The sequence below is a fragment of the Salipiger bermudensis genome (genome assembly GCF_017309175.1).
GTDB classification, from domain to species: Bacteria; Pseudomonadota; Alphaproteobacteria; order Rhodobacterales; family Rhodobacteraceae; genus Salipiger; species Salipiger bermudensis.
This window is the reverse complement of the sequence record NZ_JAEKJV010000010.1, coordinates 22644-37678: the sequence shown is the minus strand read 5'-3', so window position 1 is coordinate 37678 and position 15035 is coordinate 22644. Positions and strand designations below refer to the sequence as shown.

General features: G+C 68.3%; 18 protein-coding genes. 9 read left to right on the top strand and 9 right to left on the bottom strand.

Features of this window, described 5'->3' with window-relative positions:
* Window positions 1-3 precede the first annotated feature (3 nt).
* The 3 genes from JF542_RS14525 to JF542_RS14515 all read left to right on the top strand — a co-directional run bounded on the left by JF542_RS14525 (window position 4) and on the right by JF542_RS14515 (window position 2685).
* Entirely contained in the window at window positions 4-726 is a 723-nt protein-coding gene (locus JF542_RS14525; RefSeq protein ID WP_207076355.1) for a 16S rRNA (uracil(1498)-N(3))-methyltransferase, read from the top strand.
* Window positions 723-1247 carry a hypothetical protein gene (locus JF542_RS14520; RefSeq protein WP_007797380.1) on the top strand — a complete coding sequence of 175 codons (525 nt, stop codon included), beginning with the start codon at window positions 723-725 and terminating at the stop codon, window positions 1245-1247. The genes JF542_RS14525 and JF542_RS14520 overlap by 4 nt, the downstream gene beginning before the upstream one ends.
* A 67-nt stretch (window positions 1248-1314) precedes the next feature.
* Window positions 1315-2685 carry a glutamate--cysteine ligase gene (locus JF542_RS14515; protein ID WP_007797378.1) on the top strand — a complete coding sequence of 457 codons (1371 nt, stop codon included), beginning with the start codon at window positions 1315-1317 and terminating at the stop codon, window positions 2683-2685.
* A gap of 65 nt (window positions 2686-2750) precedes the next feature.
* Here JF542_RS14515 and JF542_RS14510 read toward each other — a convergent pair whose 3' ends face one another.
* From JF542_RS14510 to JF542_RS14500, 3 genes are all read right to left on the bottom strand, one after another.
* Window positions 2751-3314 carry a DUF805 domain-containing protein gene (locus tag JF542_RS14510; RefSeq protein WP_110740066.1) on the bottom strand — a complete coding sequence of 188 codons (564 nt, stop codon included), beginning with the start codon at window positions 3312-3314 and terminating at the stop codon, window positions 2751-2753.
* 537 nt (window positions 3315-3851) lie between these two features.
* Window positions 3852-4334, bottom strand: coding sequence for an ATP-binding protein (locus JF542_RS14505; RefSeq protein WP_207076354.1), 483 nt, complete (start codon window positions 4332-4334; stop codon window positions 3852-3854).
* A gap of 24 nt (window positions 4335-4358) precedes the next feature.
* Window positions 4359-4667 carry an STAS domain-containing protein gene (locus JF542_RS14500; protein ID WP_340689159.1) on the bottom strand — a complete coding sequence of 103 codons (309 nt, stop codon included), beginning with the start codon at window positions 4665-4667 and terminating at the stop codon, window positions 4359-4361.
* A 249-nt stretch (window positions 4668-4916) separates the two neighbouring features.
* Here JF542_RS14500 and JF542_RS14495 point away from each other — a divergent pair, with 249 nt between their 5' ends.
* Window positions 4917-6089: an acetyl-CoA C-acyltransferase gene (locus JF542_RS14495; RefSeq protein WP_207076352.1), complete on the top strand. Its 1173-nt coding sequence runs from the start codon at window positions 4917-4919 to the stop codon at window positions 6087-6089.
* Between the two features lie 289 nt (window positions 6090-6378).
* Here the strand turns inward: JF542_RS14495 and JF542_RS14490 are convergent, their stop codons facing one another.
* The 3 genes from JF542_RS14490 to JF542_RS14480 all read right to left on the bottom strand — a co-directional run bounded on the left by JF542_RS14490 (window position 6379) and on the right by JF542_RS14480 (window position 8991).
* A complete protein-coding gene (locus JF542_RS14490; protein WP_007797364.1) occupies window positions 6379-7665 on the bottom strand; it encodes a homoserine dehydrogenase in 1287 nt (428 codons plus the stop codon).
* Between the two features lie 135 nt (window positions 7666-7800).
* Window positions 7801-8694, bottom strand: coding sequence for a serine hydrolase (locus tag JF542_RS14485; protein ID WP_207076351.1), 894 nt, complete (start codon window positions 8692-8694; stop codon window positions 7801-7803).
* 9 nt (window positions 8695-8703) lie between these two features.
* Window positions 8704-8991 (bottom strand): hypothetical protein, encoded by a 288-nt coding sequence (locus JF542_RS14480; RefSeq protein WP_207076350.1) that lies wholly within the window; start codon window positions 8989-8991, stop codon window positions 8704-8706.
* 99 nt (window positions 8992-9090) lie between these two features.
* Between JF542_RS14480 and JF542_RS14475 the strand changes: the two genes are divergently transcribed.
* A complete protein-coding gene (locus JF542_RS14475; RefSeq protein WP_207076349.1) occupies window positions 9091-9681 on the top strand; it encodes a TetR/AcrR family transcriptional regulator in 591 nt (196 codons plus the stop codon).
* A gap of 28 nt (window positions 9682-9709) precedes the next feature.
* On the opposite strand, the gene JF542_RS14470 is transcribed toward JF542_RS14475, so the two are convergent.
* Window positions 9710-10126, bottom strand: a complete 417-nt coding sequence (locus tag JF542_RS14470) for a c-type cytochrome (protein ID WP_007797352.1) — start codon at window positions 10124-10126, stop codon at window positions 9710-9712.
* A 174-nt stretch (window positions 10127-10300) separates the two neighbouring features.
* On the opposite strand from JF542_RS14470, the gene JF542_RS14465 reads away from it, so the two are divergent.
* Entirely contained in the window at window positions 10301-10735 is a 435-nt protein-coding gene (locus tag JF542_RS14465; RefSeq protein ID WP_207076348.1) for a DMT family transporter, read from the top strand.
* A gap of 16 nt (window positions 10736-10751) precedes the next feature.
* Here the strand turns inward: JF542_RS14465 and JF542_RS14460 are convergent, their stop codons facing one another.
* Window positions 10752-11435 carry an ABC transporter ATP-binding protein gene (locus JF542_RS14460; protein ID WP_207076347.1) on the bottom strand — a complete coding sequence of 228 codons (684 nt, stop codon included), beginning with the start codon at window positions 11433-11435 and terminating at the stop codon, window positions 10752-10754.
* A complete protein-coding gene (locus tag JF542_RS14455; RefSeq protein ID WP_007797344.1) occupies window positions 11428-12714 on the bottom strand; it encodes a lipoprotein-releasing ABC transporter permease subunit in 1287 nt (428 codons plus the stop codon). Before JF542_RS14455 ends, JF542_RS14460 begins: the two co-directional genes overlap by 8 nt.
* Before the next feature lie 122 nt (window positions 12715-12836).
* Here JF542_RS14455 and JF542_RS14450 point away from each other — a divergent pair, with 122 nt between their 5' ends.
* The 3 genes from JF542_RS14450 (at window position 12837) to JF542_RS14440 (ending at window position 15023) form a co-directional block, all read left to right on the top strand.
* The gene (locus JF542_RS14450) at window positions 12837-13469 is read left to right on the top strand and encodes an NAD(P)-dependent oxidoreductase (RefSeq protein WP_207076346.1); all 633 of its coding nucleotides are present in this window, start codon (window positions 12837-12839) and stop codon (window positions 13467-13469) included.
* Between the two features lie 128 nt (window positions 13470-13597).
* Window positions 13598-14716 (top strand): pyridoxal phosphate-dependent aminotransferase, encoded by a 1119-nt coding sequence (locus tag JF542_RS14445; RefSeq protein ID WP_207076345.1) that lies wholly within the window; start codon window positions 13598-13600, stop codon window positions 14714-14716.
* A gap of 118 nt (window positions 14717-14834) precedes the next feature.
* Window positions 14835-15023, top strand: a complete 189-nt coding sequence (locus tag JF542_RS14440; protein WP_007797338.1) for a hypothetical protein — start codon at window positions 14835-14837, stop codon at window positions 15021-15023.
* Window positions 15024-15035 lie beyond the last annotated feature (12 nt).

Sequence of the window (15035 nt, the reverse complement as noted above, 5' to 3'; positions counted from 1 at the left end):
CTCATGACTGCGAAGGTTCGCCTGTTTGTAGAGCACCCGCTGGGCGCGGGACAACCTGTCCCGCTGACACGGGAGCAGGCTCACTATCTTTTTTCCGTGATGCGCATGGCCACGGGCGGAGAGATTCTTCTGTTCAATGGCCACGATGGCGAATGGCGGGCCAAGATCACCGAGGCCGGCAAGAAGGCCGGGACCGCGGTCTGCGACACGCAGACGCGGGCGCAGGCAATGCCGCCGGACCTGTGGCTGCTCTTCGCGCCGATCAAGAAGGCGCGCACCGATTTCATCGTCGAGAAGGCGGTGGAGCTCGGGGTGCGGCGTATCCTGCCGGTGCAAACCCAGTTCACCAATTCCGAGCGCATCCGACAGGACCGGCTTCAGGCGCATGCGCTCGAGGCGGCGGAGCAATGCGGCGCGCTTTTCGTGCCGGAGGTGGCGGAACTGGTGCGGCTCGACCGGCTGCTCTCGGACTGGCCCGAGGAGCGCGGGTTGCTGTTCTGCGACGAGGCGGAGGCGGGCAGCCGCGCCGGAGCCCTTGCGAGCGCCCCTGCCCCTTCTGCGGTCCTGATCGGACCGGAGGGCGGGTTCTCGGATGCCGAGCGCACGCGTCTTGGTCGCATGGAACAGACCCGCGTCATCGCCCTTGGTCCGCGCATCCTGCGCGCCGACACGGCGGCGGTGGCGGCGCTGACGCTGTGGCAGTCGCAGAGCGGGGACTGGGCATGATCCGGCCCGAGGCGAAGGCGGCGCTGTCACAATGGCGCGAGGCGCTGGTGGGGCTCGGCGTGTTGGCATTGGGAGTCTACTGGGGATTCTTCACCGGTGGCGGGCTGCTGCACTGGATCGGCTACGCGGTGGCGCTGGCCGGGGTGCTGCTGATCGTCGCGGGGATCCAGCGCGGCCGCTTCCGCATTGGCAGCGGCGGCCCCGGCATCGTGCAAGTGCTTGAGGGGCGCATCACCTATTTCGGCCCCTTGTCCGGCGGCGTCGCGGACCTTGATGCGCTTAGCGCGCTGAGCCTCGACCCGACCGGCAAGCCGCCGCACTGGATGCTGCACCAGCCCGGACAGGAGCCGCTCGCCATCCCGCTCAACGCCGAAGGCGCCGACGCGCTGTTCGACGCCTTCGCCACCCTGCCCGGCCTGCAGACCGAGCGGATGCTGGCCGAGATGCGCCGCGACGGCACCCGTCCGGTGGAGATCTGGCGCAAGGCTTCGTGCAAATCCACACACCTCCGTCTGCATTGACAAGCCAGGGCGCAGCGCCCATGCCTGACCTTCAAAGCGATACGGCCAGACAATTCGGAGCGCCCTCATGTCCATTCCCCAATCCGGCGGCGGCCCGATCGAGAGCCACGCACAGCTCGCGGAATATCTCGAGGCCGGCTGCAAGCCCGTCGAGGACTGGCGTATCGGTACCGAACACGAGAAATTCGGCTACCTCACCGACACCCACGAGCCCCTGCCCTACGACGGCAAACGCTCGATCCGCGCGGTGCTGGAAGGCCTGCGCGACCGCTATGGCTGGGACCCGGTCGAGGAGGGCGGCAAGCTCATCGGGCTGACCAAGGACGGCGCCAATGTCTCGCTCGAGCCGGGCGGCGCGCTGGAACTCTCAGGCGCCCCGCTTGAGACCATCCACCAGACCTGCGACGAGGTGAACGAGCACCTGCGCGAGGTGAAGAGCATCGCCGACGAGATCGGCGTGGGCTTCATCGGCCTCGGTGCGGCGCCAGAATGGATGCATGACGAGATGCCGCTCATGCCCAAGGGGCGCTACAAGCTCATGGATGCCTACATGGACCGGGTCGGCATCAGCGGCACCACCATGATGCGGCGGACCTGCACCGTGCAGGTGAACCTCGATTTCGGCTCCGAGGCCGACATGATCAAGAAGATGCGCGTGGCGCTGGCGCTGCAGCCGGTCGCCACTGCGCTGTTCGCCAACTCGCCGTTCTTCGAGGGCAAGCCCAACGGCATGAAGAGCTACCGCTCCTGGGTCTGGCGCAACCTCGACGAGGACCGCACCGGCATGCTGCCCTTTGTGTTCGAGGACGGGTTCGGGTTTGAGCGCTATGTCGATTACGCGCTCGATGTGCCGATGTATTTCGTCTACCGCGACGGCAAGTACATCGACGCGCTCGGCATGTCGTTCCGCGACTTCATGCAAGGCAAGCTGCCGGCGCTGCCCGGCGAGGTGCCGACCCTGTCGGACTGGGCCGACCACCTGACGACGATCTTCCCCGAAGCGCGTCTGAAGAAATTCATCGAGATGCGTGGCGCCGATGGCGGCCCGTGGCGCCGGCTTTGCGCGCTGCCGGCGTTCTGGGTCGGTCTGACCTACGATGCGGGCGCGCTCGACGCGGCCTGGGACCTGGTGAAGGGCTGGGATGCCCCGACCCGGCAGGCGCTGCGCGTCGCCGCCGCCGATCATGCGCTCGACGCCGAGGTTGGCGGTATCCGGATGCACGATCTCGCGGCGCGCACGCTCGAGATCGCCGAGGCCGGGCTCAAGGCGCGCGCCTGCACCGGCGCTGGCGGCATGCTGCCCGACGAGACCCATTTCCTGAACGCGCTGAAGGAGAGCGTCGAGACCGGCAAGGTGCCGGCAGACGAGCTTCTCGAGCATTACAACGGCGACTGGAAGGGCGATCTGGGCCGGATCTATTCGCAGTTCAGCTACTGATCATCGCAACACGGTCTTGCGAAGGGCGGTCCCGCGGGGCCGCCCTTTTTTGCGGCATACCCGCCCTAGGACGCAGTGCGGCGCGAGACGTTGCGCAGGAAGTACTCGTGCACCTCCTGCTTGCGGCGGGCGACCTCTTCCGGCGACGGCTCGGCCTCGGACTGCAGCAGCAGCGCGTAGGAATCGAGCGCGCTGGCCTTGTGGTCGCGGGCGCGCGGCGCGCCGCTGTCGCTTGATGGGCCACGCGGCTGGCCCCAGGCATTCTCGCGGTCCTGAGAGGGCAGCAGCATCAGGATCAGGAAGACAATCCCGCCCACCATCGGCACGAACATGACGAGCATCCAGGCGCCGGACTTGCCACTGTCATGCAGGCGCCGGATCGCCACGGTGAAATTCGGGATCATGCAAAGCAGGAAGAGCGGGACGCTCCAGTAAGCCAGCGGGCTCAGCGGCGGCATGCCGCCATCCTGCGTGGCCGCGACAAGCGTCATCGCATCCGCGACCCCGGCAAGGATCAACAGCAGCGTATAGGCAAGCGCGGGCCAAACGTATTCCGAGCGCGTCGCACGCCCGTTCAGACGAAAAGCATTGAAAACATAGGATTCGAGAGCGGAAATCGGTCCGACCATGCCATTGGCTCCATAGCGGAAAACGCACATTCCCGAAGCTTCGCCTTCGTCAAAGGCCGAAATGTGGCAAGATCGGGAGTTTTTCGCGCTATGCGTGTGCGATATACACCAACCCGTTCGGAGGCCGGCGCAGGCTGCGAGCGATGGATTTTCCGGGAGGAGGAAGTGCCTCGGCGCCACGCACTGGGTGGGGGCTGAAACGACGTGACGCCGAGGGAAGCCTTTAGCAGCTACCCTCCCTGTATCGCGGCTCATTCGGGCGGAAATATGATCGCTTGAAGGAATTGAGGTGGCCGGGCCACATTGCGCTGCCGCCAGTCCCGAAGACGCTGCGCCACGCGCAGACGGCCGCACGGGCATGGGCTCCGGCGGCGCAATCGGACAGGGTTTTAGGGAAGACGTTACTGAGATTGAAAGACCTCGACGCCACGCACTGGGTGGGGGCTGAAACGGCGCGGCGCCGAGGGAAGCCTTAAGCAGCTACCCTCTCTGTATCGCCGGCATTTCAGGCACCAATGAGATCGGATCTGGGCGCTTTCATGAAGATCCTCGCTGATCTGCACCGTCCCGCAACTGCGTATGGCCGAGGCGCAACTCGAGCCTGTTCCAGCCATCGGTGCGATCATAGCAGACAGCGTCCGCCAGCCGGTGAATCAGGTGCCAGCCATACCCCCCCTCTGGCAGGTCGTCCGGCCTTGCGCTCGGGCGGATCCGGCCCGCCGGCGGCGCTCCGCATGGCATCTCGGCGCCGCGATCGTACAGTCGCAGCACCGCTGTTTCGCCATTCGCAAGGATCTGCAGATGGAGCCACCCGTTCGCCTGCTCCGCGTAGGCGTGCTCGACCACGTTGTTGAGCGCCTCGGCAAGCACAAGCTCGGCCTCATCGCCGCGGTCCCGGTCGAAGCCGACCGCGCAGAGCGCCTGCTTGGCCTGCCCCAGGCTGCGGCGCACCTCGGCGGAGGTCGCCCCTATCCAGAGATCGAGAATGAGCGGCGGGTCAGGGTCATGCGCCTCCACCATGGGCCCTCGCTCCCGGCGGCCCGTTCAGGCCGGCCCGGCTTCGCCAAGCGGCGGAACCACCTCGTGAATGGTAAAGACGCTGTCCATCCGGGTCATGCGGAACACCTTGTCGACCACCGGGCTGAGGGCGGCGAGTTCCAGCCTCTGCCTCGCGCCAAGCCCCTTCATGGCGGCGATCACCGCCCCGAGGCCGCTGGAATCGATGAAGGCCACGCGCTCGAGATCGAGGATCACCCGGCTTGCTTGGGGATCGACCAGGGCGCGCACCGCGTCCTTGAACTGGATCGCCACCAGCGAATCGATGCGGTCTTCGTCGACGCGGATCACCTGCACCCGTTCCGGCGCGGTCGCGGGTGCCCCCTGCCCGGCAGCGCCTCTGTCGCGCGCGGCATCGCGGCTGACATGGTCGGAACCGGCATCGGGGACGGCGCGATCCGTCGCCGCGCCACAGGTTTGCGGGATCACTTCGTTCTGAACAACGGTCAGCTGCATCTTCCGCCCTTGCAACGGTTTCCGCCGCCATGGCTAGACGGCAATCCTTAGCATTCGGTAAGGATATGCAGGAGAGAGGGAGGAATACTCATGACGGACGTGGTGATCACCGGCGCGGCGCGCAGCGCGATGGGGGGCTTTCAGGGCATGTTCTCGGATCTTGCCGCGGCCGATCTCGGCGGTGCGGCGATCCGTGCGGCGCGCTCCGAGGCCGGCACCCCCGAGATCGACGAGCTGCTGATGGGCTGCGTCCTGCCCGCCGGACAGGGCCAGGCCCCGGCGCGGCAGGCCGGCTTCCGCGCCGGGCTCGGAGAGGGCGTGCCCGCCACCACGCTCAACAAGATGTGCGGCTCCGGTATGAAGGCCGCGATGATGGCCTTCGACCAGATCGCCCTCGGCCATGCCACGACGATGATCGCCGGCGGCATGGAAAGCATGACCAACGCGCCCTACCTTCTGCCCAAGATGCGCGGCGGCGCCCGCATCGGCCACGGCCAGGTGATCGACCACATGTTCCTCGACGGGCTCGAGGATGCCTATGACCGGGGCCGCCTGATGGGCACCTTCGCCGAGGAGTGCGCCGAGGCCTTCCAGTTCACCCGCGAAGCGCAGGACCAATACGCCATTGCCTCGCTCGACAACGCGCTCGACGCCGAGCGCACCGGCGCCTTCGAGGCCGAGATCACCGCGGTGAGCGTGCATGCCCGCACCGGCGAGGAGATCATCACCCGCGACGAGCAGCCAGGCCGCGCCCGCCCCGAGAAGATCCCCCACCTGAAACCAGCCTTCCGCAAGGACGGCACGGTGACCGCGGCCAATTCCTCGTCGATTTCGGACGGTGCCGCGGCCCTCGTGCTGACATCCTCCGCCGGTGCCGAGGCCACCGGCGCCACACCCCGCGCCCGCATCCTAGGCCATGCCAGCCACGCGCAGGCCCCGAATCTCTTCCCCACCGCGCCGATCCCGGCAGCGCAGAAACTCCTCGACCGCATTGGCTGGAGAAAGTCCGATGTCGATCTCTGGGAGGTCAACGAAGCCTTCGCGGTGGTGCCGATGGCCTTCATGAAGGAGATGGGCCTGCCGCGCGACATCGTGAACGTGCATGGCGGCGCCTGCGCGCTCGGCCACCCGATCGGCGCCAGCGGCGCGCGCATCATCGTCACGCTGCTCAACGCGCTCGAACGCCGTGGCCTCAAGCGCGGCGTCGCCGCGATCTGCATCGGCGGCGGCGAAGGCACCGCCATCGCCATCGAGCGCCCCTGAGACCTGAACGCGCCCGCGCCGTCTCCGAAAGCGCCCGCCCCTTCTCTGGTTCAAAAATACCTCGGGGGTGAATTGGCCGAAGGCCAAGAGGGGGCAGCGCCCCCCCCTTTCTTCCTAACGCGCACCTTTGGTGCGACAGGGGGCAGCGCCCCCTCCTTTCTTCTCAAGGCGCACCTTTGGTGCGACAGGTGGTGCGACAGGGGCCCGCGCCCCCTCACCGCATGGGCCCGCCGAAGCGGGCTCATGCAAGACCTGCGCGCCCCGTCAGGGGCGCACCGCCAGATCCGTCTCAGACCTGCTCGATGCGCAGCGCCACCGGCTCGCCCTGCACCACGCCGGTGGCCGGGATCGCGTCCAGCGCCGCATCCAACGCCGCGCGGGTGGTCTTGTGGGTGACGATCAGCACCGGCGCGGCATTGTCGACATGGTCGTACTGGCGCATGCGGTGGATCGAGACCCCGGCCTCGCCCAGCGCCGAGGCCACCTTGGCCAGTGCGCCCGGCTTGTCGGCAAGGTTCATGCGCAGGTAGTACGGCGCCGGCGTCGCGGCCTTGGCCGGCGTCGCCTTGACGAGCTTGCTGGCGGGCGCACCGAAGGTCGTCACCCGCGTGCCGCGCGCGATGTCGACCACGTCGCCCATCACCGCGCTTGCCGTCGGGCCCTCGCCCGCGCCGGCGCCGCGCATCACGATCTGCCCGACCTGGTCGCCCTCGATCACCACCATGTTGGTGCCGCCCTCGAGCTGCCCCAGCGGCGACGAGGCGGGCACGAGGCAGGGCGACATCGACTGCTCGAGCCCGCGGCCGGTCATCCGGCACACGCCGAGCAGCTTGATCTTGTAGCCCATGTCCGAGGCCTGGCGGATGTCGTCGATGCTGACCCGACCGATGCCCTCGAGCTCCACCGCATCGAAGGAGACCTGCGTGCCATAGGCGATGGCCGAGAGTAGCGACAGCTTGTGGCCGGCGTCGATGCCGCCCACGTCGAGCTCGGGATCGGCCTCGAGGAAGCCCAGCCCGTCGGCCTCGGCGAAGGCCTCGGCATAGCTCAGCCCGCCGCTCTCCATGCGCGTGAGGATATAGTTGCAGGTGCCGTTCATCACGCCCATGACACGGGTGATGTCATTGGCGGCAAGCCCCTCGGTCAGCGCCTTGATCACCGGGATGCCGCCCGCGACGGCCGCCTCGAAGCGCAGCACGCAGCCGTTCTCTTCGGCGAGTTCGGCCAGCGCCTGGCCGTGATGGGCCAGCAGCGCCTTGTTGGCGGTGACCACGTCCTTGCCGGCCTTCAGCGCCGCCTCGACCGCCGCCTTGGCAGGCCCGTCCGATCCACCGACCAGCTCGACGAAGACATCGACATCGTCCCGCGTGGCGAGCGTCACCGGATCGTCTTCCCAGCCGTAATCGGTCAGCGGCACGCCGCGATCCTTCTCGCGATTGCGGGCCGAGACCGCCGAGATCGCGATGCCGCGCCCGGTGCGCGCTTCCAGCAGGAGGGATTTCTGGCGGACGATCTTGACCACGCCGGCACCCACGGTGCCCAGGCCCGCGATTCCGAGACGGAGGGGGTCAGACATGGGAGTGCTCCTTCTTGCTGTTGTCGCTTTCGCAGATGTCCGGCCCGCATTATCCCCAAGCCCGCGCCGGTGCAACGGCGCGCTTACGGGATTCGGCAGCGCTGCGGCGAAAGCGCTGCGCCACCGGACACGGGCTCAGCCCGAGACCGCCAGCCGCACCGCCTCGCGCTCGGCCACACCCTCGTCATGTCCATCGGTGAAGCTGGCCACGGTCACCGGGCGCGGAAGGTCGGGGAAGTGATAGACGGCGTTGACGCTGAACGGCCCCGCGCCGGAATGCCCGATGGCGCGCCCCGCCGCCCCGACCCTGCCGCTCATCAGCCCCGTCGCGTAGCCATGCGCGGTCCAGGGCCGACCGGGCAATGCATCACCCAGACGGAGTGTCTCGCGCATCCGGGAGAGGCTCTCGGCCCGCAGCAACTGCCCCGCGAACAGCCCCTGCATCATCCGCGCCGCGTCGCGCGCCGTGCCGATCAGGCAGCCATGATAGACCCAGCCGGGGTGGTAGCGCCGCGCCTCGGGCCACGCGGTCCGCGCAAACCGCCCCCGGGTCTGCGCCAGCACCACGCTGTCGAGCCCGAGCGGTCCCGCGATCTGCGCGCGCACCAGATCCCCGAGGCCCTGCCCCGCGACCGCCTCGATCCACTCCCGCGCCAGCAGGTAGCCAACATTGGAGTAGCGCCAGCCCTGCCCCGGCGCGAAGAGACGCCCCTGCGCCATGGCCGCCTCGACAAGCGCGTCGCGCGGCCAGGGCTCCTCATCCGCGCGCACCGCCGCGTGATAGGCAGGCAGGCTGCCGTAATCCGGCAGCCCGGCGCGGTGGGTCAGGAGTTGATGCAGGGTGAAGGGCTGATCCGGCATGTGCGCATCGAGGTCCAGCCGCCCCTGCTCTGCCAGCCTGAGGGCGCAGATCGCAATGGCGGTCTTGGTGACGCTCCACCACGGGAACATCAGGTCGGGATCGCCGAAGGTCTCACGGCCGCCGTCATCGAAAAGCCGGCAGGCGTGAAGGGGCGGCTGGCGCGTCACCTGCGCGGCCTACTCTGACGTATCGACGCCGCCATCCATCCGAACCTTGTCGCTGTCCGAGACCACCGGCCCCTGAAGCTGAGCCGCGCGCGATCGCAGGCCCGCGACCCGGTCCTCGATCCCCGCGCGCAGCTCCGGCGTGGCGCGCGGCACCGGCGCGCCGATCAGATCTTCGATCGGCAACAGCGCCGGGAACGGCTGCGACGCCACGCCCGGGGTGCGGGCGGCATCGAGCTCGGGAAAGGTGGCGCAGCCCAGCAGGGCGACGGGCAGCAGCAGAAGAGGCGAGAGGCGCATGGGCGGATCCGTCTGGTCTGTCACCCTCTTGCCGCACCAGCGCGCGCGGGGCAAGCACGAGACCTTGTTCTGAACACCCGTTCAGTTAATCTGGTCACCATGGCACGCACGCAAGGTTCCCATTCCGACATCACCGGGCCGAAGGTCCGCGACACCGCGCTGCGGCTTTTCGCCCAGCACGGCTATGCCGCCGTGTCGATGCGCCAGATCGCCCGCGAGGTCGGCGTGCAGGTGGGCGCACTCTACAACTACACGCCCGACAAGCAGGCGCTGCTGTTCTCGCTGCTCAAGGGCCACATGGACGAGCTTCTCTCGACCTGGGAGGCCGAGCCGCGCCCGGACGGCCCGCTTAACCGGCTCGAGGCCTTCGTGCGCTTTCACATCCGCTTCAACCTCGACAGGCCCCAGGCAATCTTCATCTCCTACATGGAGCTGCGCAATCTCGCGCCCGAGAACTTCGCGGTGATCGAGGCCCAGCGGAAGGTCTACGAGGGCGCCCTGGAAGCGATCCTGCGCGACGGCCAGTCGGAGGGCGCCTTCTCGGTGCCCGACACGCGGCTGGCCTCCTACGCGCTCATCGCCATGCTGACCGGCGTGAACACGTGGTATCGGGCCGGCGGGCGGCTCTCCATCGAAGAGGTCGCCGACATCTACTGGGACATGGTGCGCAAGTCGGTCTCGGCGGACTGAGGCCGGGCGGTCCCGGCCCCGTGCAGCGTCAGCGCGTTGCCTGGATCGATTCGAGGTATTCCAGCAGCGCCACCATCTTGCGCGGTGTCGGGGTGAGAACCCCGTCGCCGGTGTCGAGCGGCACGAGATCGCCCTTCAGCAGTTCGCCGAATTCCGGCATCGACGGGCCGTCGAGATCCGAGCGGGCGTAGCCATCGATCATCGACAGCACCTTTGCGCGCGGGAACTCGTCGCCGTGGCGCAGCGCGATCAGCGTGAGATCCTTGGGCGGTACGGTCATCGAGCGGGCCATCTCGCCATCGCCCTTGCCATCGGCGCCGTGACAGACCGCGCAATATTCCATGTAGAGGCCGCGCCCGTCCGCCGCCTGCGGCATCTCGTCGGGCGTACAGGCCGCGATTGCCAGCCCCGCCGCCAGCCATGTTCCGATCAGCACCCGTTTCATGCTCGATGCCCTCCCTCGTGGTGTTTTCTCCTGTCTCGCCCGTCGCGTGTCCCAGATCAAGCCAAAGCCTTTGACCTTTTGGGGTGACACTCACGCTGCACCGCCGCATTGTGCCGGCCAGACGGCCCCGGAAGACCGCGGAACGCCCCCCGGAGAATGCCCCAAGGAGACCAAATGCCCATCCACGCGCTCACCATGCTTGCCGCCGGCATCGGCATCCCCGTCCTCGCGGCGCTGAACGCGCGGCTCGGCGGCTATATCGGCTCACCTGCGGCGGCGGCCTTCATCCTGTTCTGCGTCGCGCTCACCGCTGCCACGGTGGTGATGTTCGCCACCGACCCGCGCCCGATCGTGCGCGCCGTCGACGCCCCAAAGCACCTGTTTCTCGCCGGCTTCTTCGTCGCGTTCTATGTGCTGAGCGTCACTTACGTGGCGCCGCAGTTCGGCGTCGGGCGGGCGATCTTCTTCGTGCTGGTCGGCCAGCTGATCAGCGCCGCGGTGATCGACCATTTCGGCCTGTTCGGCGCGCGCGCCGTGCCGGTCTCGCTCTCCCGCGTTGGCGGTCTGGTGCTGATGGGCGCCGGTGTCTGGCTGGCCCAGCGCGGCTGAGCCGCCGGATCGGGGCTCAGCCCTCGACCAGCCGCCCCTCCTCGAGTCGCACCCGACGGTCCATGCGCGCCGCGAGCTCGAGGTTGTGCGTCGCGATCAGCGCCGAAAGACCGGTCTCACGCACCAGCCGCACCAGAGCACCGAACACCGTGTCCGAGGTGGTGGGATCGAGGTTGCCGGTCGGCTCGTCCGCCAGCAGCAGCTTGGGCCCGTTGGCCATCGCCCGGCAGAACGCCACCCGCTGCTGCTCGCCGCCTGACATCGCCGCGGGGCGGTGCCTGGCGCGCTCGCCGATGCCGACGCTTTCCAGAAGCTCCTGCGCCCGCGCCTCGGCCTCGGCCTTGGCGACGCCGTTGGCGAGCTGCGGCAGCACGATGTTCTCGCGAGCGGTGAACTCGGGCAGCAGGTGATGGAACTGGTAGACGAACCCCACCTCCTGCCGGCGCAGAATGGTGCGCCGCCGGTCCGAGGCGCCGGTCACCGTCTCGCCGGCAATGGCCACGTCGCCGCGATCTGCGGTGTCGAGCAGGCCCGCGATGTGAAGCAGCGTCGACTTGCCGGCACCCGACGGCGCCACCAGCGCCACCACCTCGCCGCGCGCGACGGACAGGTCCGCGCCGCGCAGCACCGCGATCTCGTTCGGCTGGCCGGCGTTGTAGCGTTTCTCGATGCCCTGAAGGTGAAGGACCGGATCACTCATAGCGCAGGGCCTCCACCGGGTTCATGCGGGCCGCCCTGCGGGCGGGAAAGATCGTGACGACGAAGGACAGGCCGAGCGACAGCGCCATGGCGCTGAGCACGTCGCCCATCTGCAGCTTGGCGGGCAGCGCGTAGATGCCGCGCACCGCCGGGTCCCAGACCCCGCCGCCGGCGACGTAGTTCACGAAGGAGAAGATCGGGTCGATATAGATCGCGAAGAGGCAGCCCAGCACCACCCCCATGAGCGTTCCGATCACCCCGGTGAAGGCGCCACAGATGAAGAACACCCGCAGCACCGCGCCCTCGGTGAGCCCCATGGTGCGCAGGATGCCGATATCGCGGCCCTTGTTCTTGACCAGCATGATCAGCCCCGAGACGATGTTCATGGTGGCGATCAGCACCAGCACCGAGAGGATCACGAACATCACGTTATCCTCGACCTCCAGCGCACGCAGGAAGGCGCCCGACGCGTCCTGCCATGTCCAGATCAGCGCGCCCTCGCCCGCCGCCTGCAGCACCGGCAGAGCCAGCCGCTCGACGCGCTCGGGATCGTCGATCATCACCTCGAGCTCGTCGGCCACGCCTTCGCGATTGAAATAGAGTTGCGCCTCCTCGAAGGGCATGTAGACCCGCGTGCGGTCGATATCGTAGCGCCCGGCGGTGAAGATGTAGACCACATCGTAGAGCTTGACCCTCGGACTGACGCCGAAGGCGGTGCGAACGCCATCGGGCGAGATCAGCTTGAGCTGGTCGCCGACGCTGAGCCCCAGCTCTCGCGCAACGCCGGAGCCGATGGCGATGCCCTGCTCGAAATTGTCGATGTCGCCCTGCCCGGTCTCGGGATCGGCGATGCGCGGAATGCCCTTGAGATCGTCCTCGGCGATGCCGAACACCTCGACCCCGGCATTGCGGCCAGCGGCGGTGCCCATGACCTGCCCCTTCACCAGCGGCGCCACGCGGATCACGCCTGGCACCTCGGCCACGCGCGCGGCGCGCTCGGCATAATCGTCAAAGGTGCGCACCGGGCGGTCGTACTCGTCGAGCCGCTGGCTGGCATAGACCGTCACGTGGGCGTTGGCGCCAAGGATCGTGTCGACGAACTCGGCCCGGAAGCCCGAGCGCACCGCCAGCGTGGCGATCAGCGCGAAGACCGCGAGCGTGATGCCGACGAGGCTGATCCAGGTCATCACGCTGACCCCGCCTTCGGCGCGGCGGGCGCGCAAATAGCGCCACGCGATCATCCATTCGAACGGGGCGAAGGGGGCTGGGGTGCTTGCCATAATCTCTTTCTGTGCCGAAGGGGCCTGATCTGCGCAGGTCTGCTCGGCGCGGAAAGTGGCCTTTTGCCGGAACGGGGTCAAGCGCGCCCGCGTTGGCCTCGAAACAGGAGGGAGCACGGCGCATGAAACTTCTCGTGATCGGAGCCAGCCGCGGCATAGGCGCCGCGACGGTCGAAACCGCGCTAGCGCAGGGCCATTCGGTTCGGGCGCTGGCCCGCAGCGCCGGCGAGATGGAGCTGCAGGCCGGGCTCGAGCCGTTGCCCGGTGACGCCACCGACCCGGCCTGCCTTGCAGAGGCTGTCGAGGGGGTCGACGCCGTCGCCATGACGCTGGGCCTGCCGCGCAACGGCTCGGTGATCTGGACGCGAACCAAGCTGTTCTCGGATGCCACCGCGGCGCTTCTCCCCGCCATGGAAAAGACCGGCGTGCGCCGCCTGATCGCTGTCACGGGCATCGGCACGGGAGATTCGCGCTCGGCGCTGTCCTGGACCGAGCGGATGACGCATCAGGCGCTGCTGGGCCGCGCCTATGCCGACAAGGACATTCAGGAAGAGATGATCCGCGCGTCCGGCCTAGACTGGACGCTGGTGCGCCCGACCATCCTCACCAATGGCGGCGTCGGGCATTACAAGGTGCTGGTCGAGCCCGGGGAGTGGCGCATGGGGCTGGTCAGCCGGCGCGCGGTGGCCGATTTCGTGGTCCGCGCCGCCGGCGACGATGCGTTGATCGGAAAGGCGCCGGTGCTGGTGCGATAGCGCCCACACATGGGCCGCTTTGCAGATCTCCATGCGCGCGATGAGATTGTCCGGGCCGCGCGGCGCAAGTTCCGGCGCTCGGACGCATCCGCTTGACCGCGAACCACGGCAGGCCGTAAATCCCCGCCATGACCCACGGACCCAGATTTCCCGACCTCATCGCCCGCCTTCCCGCCACCGTGCCCTTCGTGGGCCCGGAAGAGCAGGAGCGCGCCAGCGGCCACGTGTTCCGCGCCCGCCTCGGCGCCAACGAGAGCGTCTTCGGCCCCTCTCCCAAGGCGATCACCGCGCTGCAGGCCGCCGATCAGGAGATCTGGAAATACGCCGACCCGAGCCATTTCGAGCTGAAGACGGAGCTGTCGAAGCGGCTGGGCTGCGGACATGGAAACATCGTCTTCGGAGAGGGCATCGACGGCTGCCTCGGCTACCTCGTGCGCCTGCTGGTCGAGCCCGGCGACGCGGTGGTGACCTCGGACGGCGCCTACCCGACCTTCAGCTACCACGTGAACGCCTATGGCGGCGTGTTGCACAAGGTGCCCTATCGTGACGACGCCGAGGACATAGCCGCGCTCTTCGCCAAGGCGGCCGAGGTCGATGCCAAGATCGTCTACCTCGCCAATCCCGACAACCCGATGGGCAGCTGGATCGACGGCGCCACCATCGAGGCAGCGCTCGACGACCTGCCCGAGGGCACGGTGCTGGCGCTCGACGAGGCCTATATCGAGTTCGCCCCCGAGGGCACGGCGCCGCAGATCGATCCCGAGGATCCCCGGGTGATCCGCTTCCGCACCTTCTCCAAGGCCTATGGCATGGCGGGCGCGCGGGTGGGCTATGCCTTCGGCGCCGAGCCGCTGGTCAAGGCCTTCGACAAGATCCGCAACCACTTCTCGATGAATCGCTCGGCGCAGCAAGCCGCGCTGGCGGCGCTGCTCGATGACGCATGGCTGGCCGAGGTGCGCGGGCGCGTGAACTCGGCGCGCGAGCGCATCGCCGCCATCGCCGAGGCCAACGGCCTCACCACCCTGCCCTCGGCCACCAACTTCGTGGCGGTCGATTGCGGCGGCGACGGCGCCCATGCGCGGGCGGTTCTCGAGGGGCTGGCGCGGCACGGCGTCTTCGTGCGGATGCCCTTCGTGGCACCGCAGAATCGCTGCATTCGGATCAGCGCCGGCACCGAGGCCGATCTCGACATCCTGGCCGAGGAACTGCCCAAGGCGCTGGCGGAGGCCCGCGAAACCGTGGCCTGACGCTGCCTCGCGGTGGCACGATCACGGAACCATTACCTTGCGTAAAGGGTTCGATCCCAAAGTCGCGGTGTCACCTGTGCTATGCTGGTGACCCGCGCCGAGCTCTGAGGATCTGCCCATGGACAACCGCACGCGCCAACCAGCCCCGGACTACACCTCGTCCGCGCTGTTCTTCCTGTTCATCAACATGCTTTGGATCTTCGGCGTGATCTGGGTGAGCTGGGGGCTCGGCGCGGTGGCGCTGGCCGGGGTGGCGGTGAACCACCTCATCACCCTGCTCGACCGGCGGCTGAACGGCGCGGCCTGAGCCGCCCCGCGC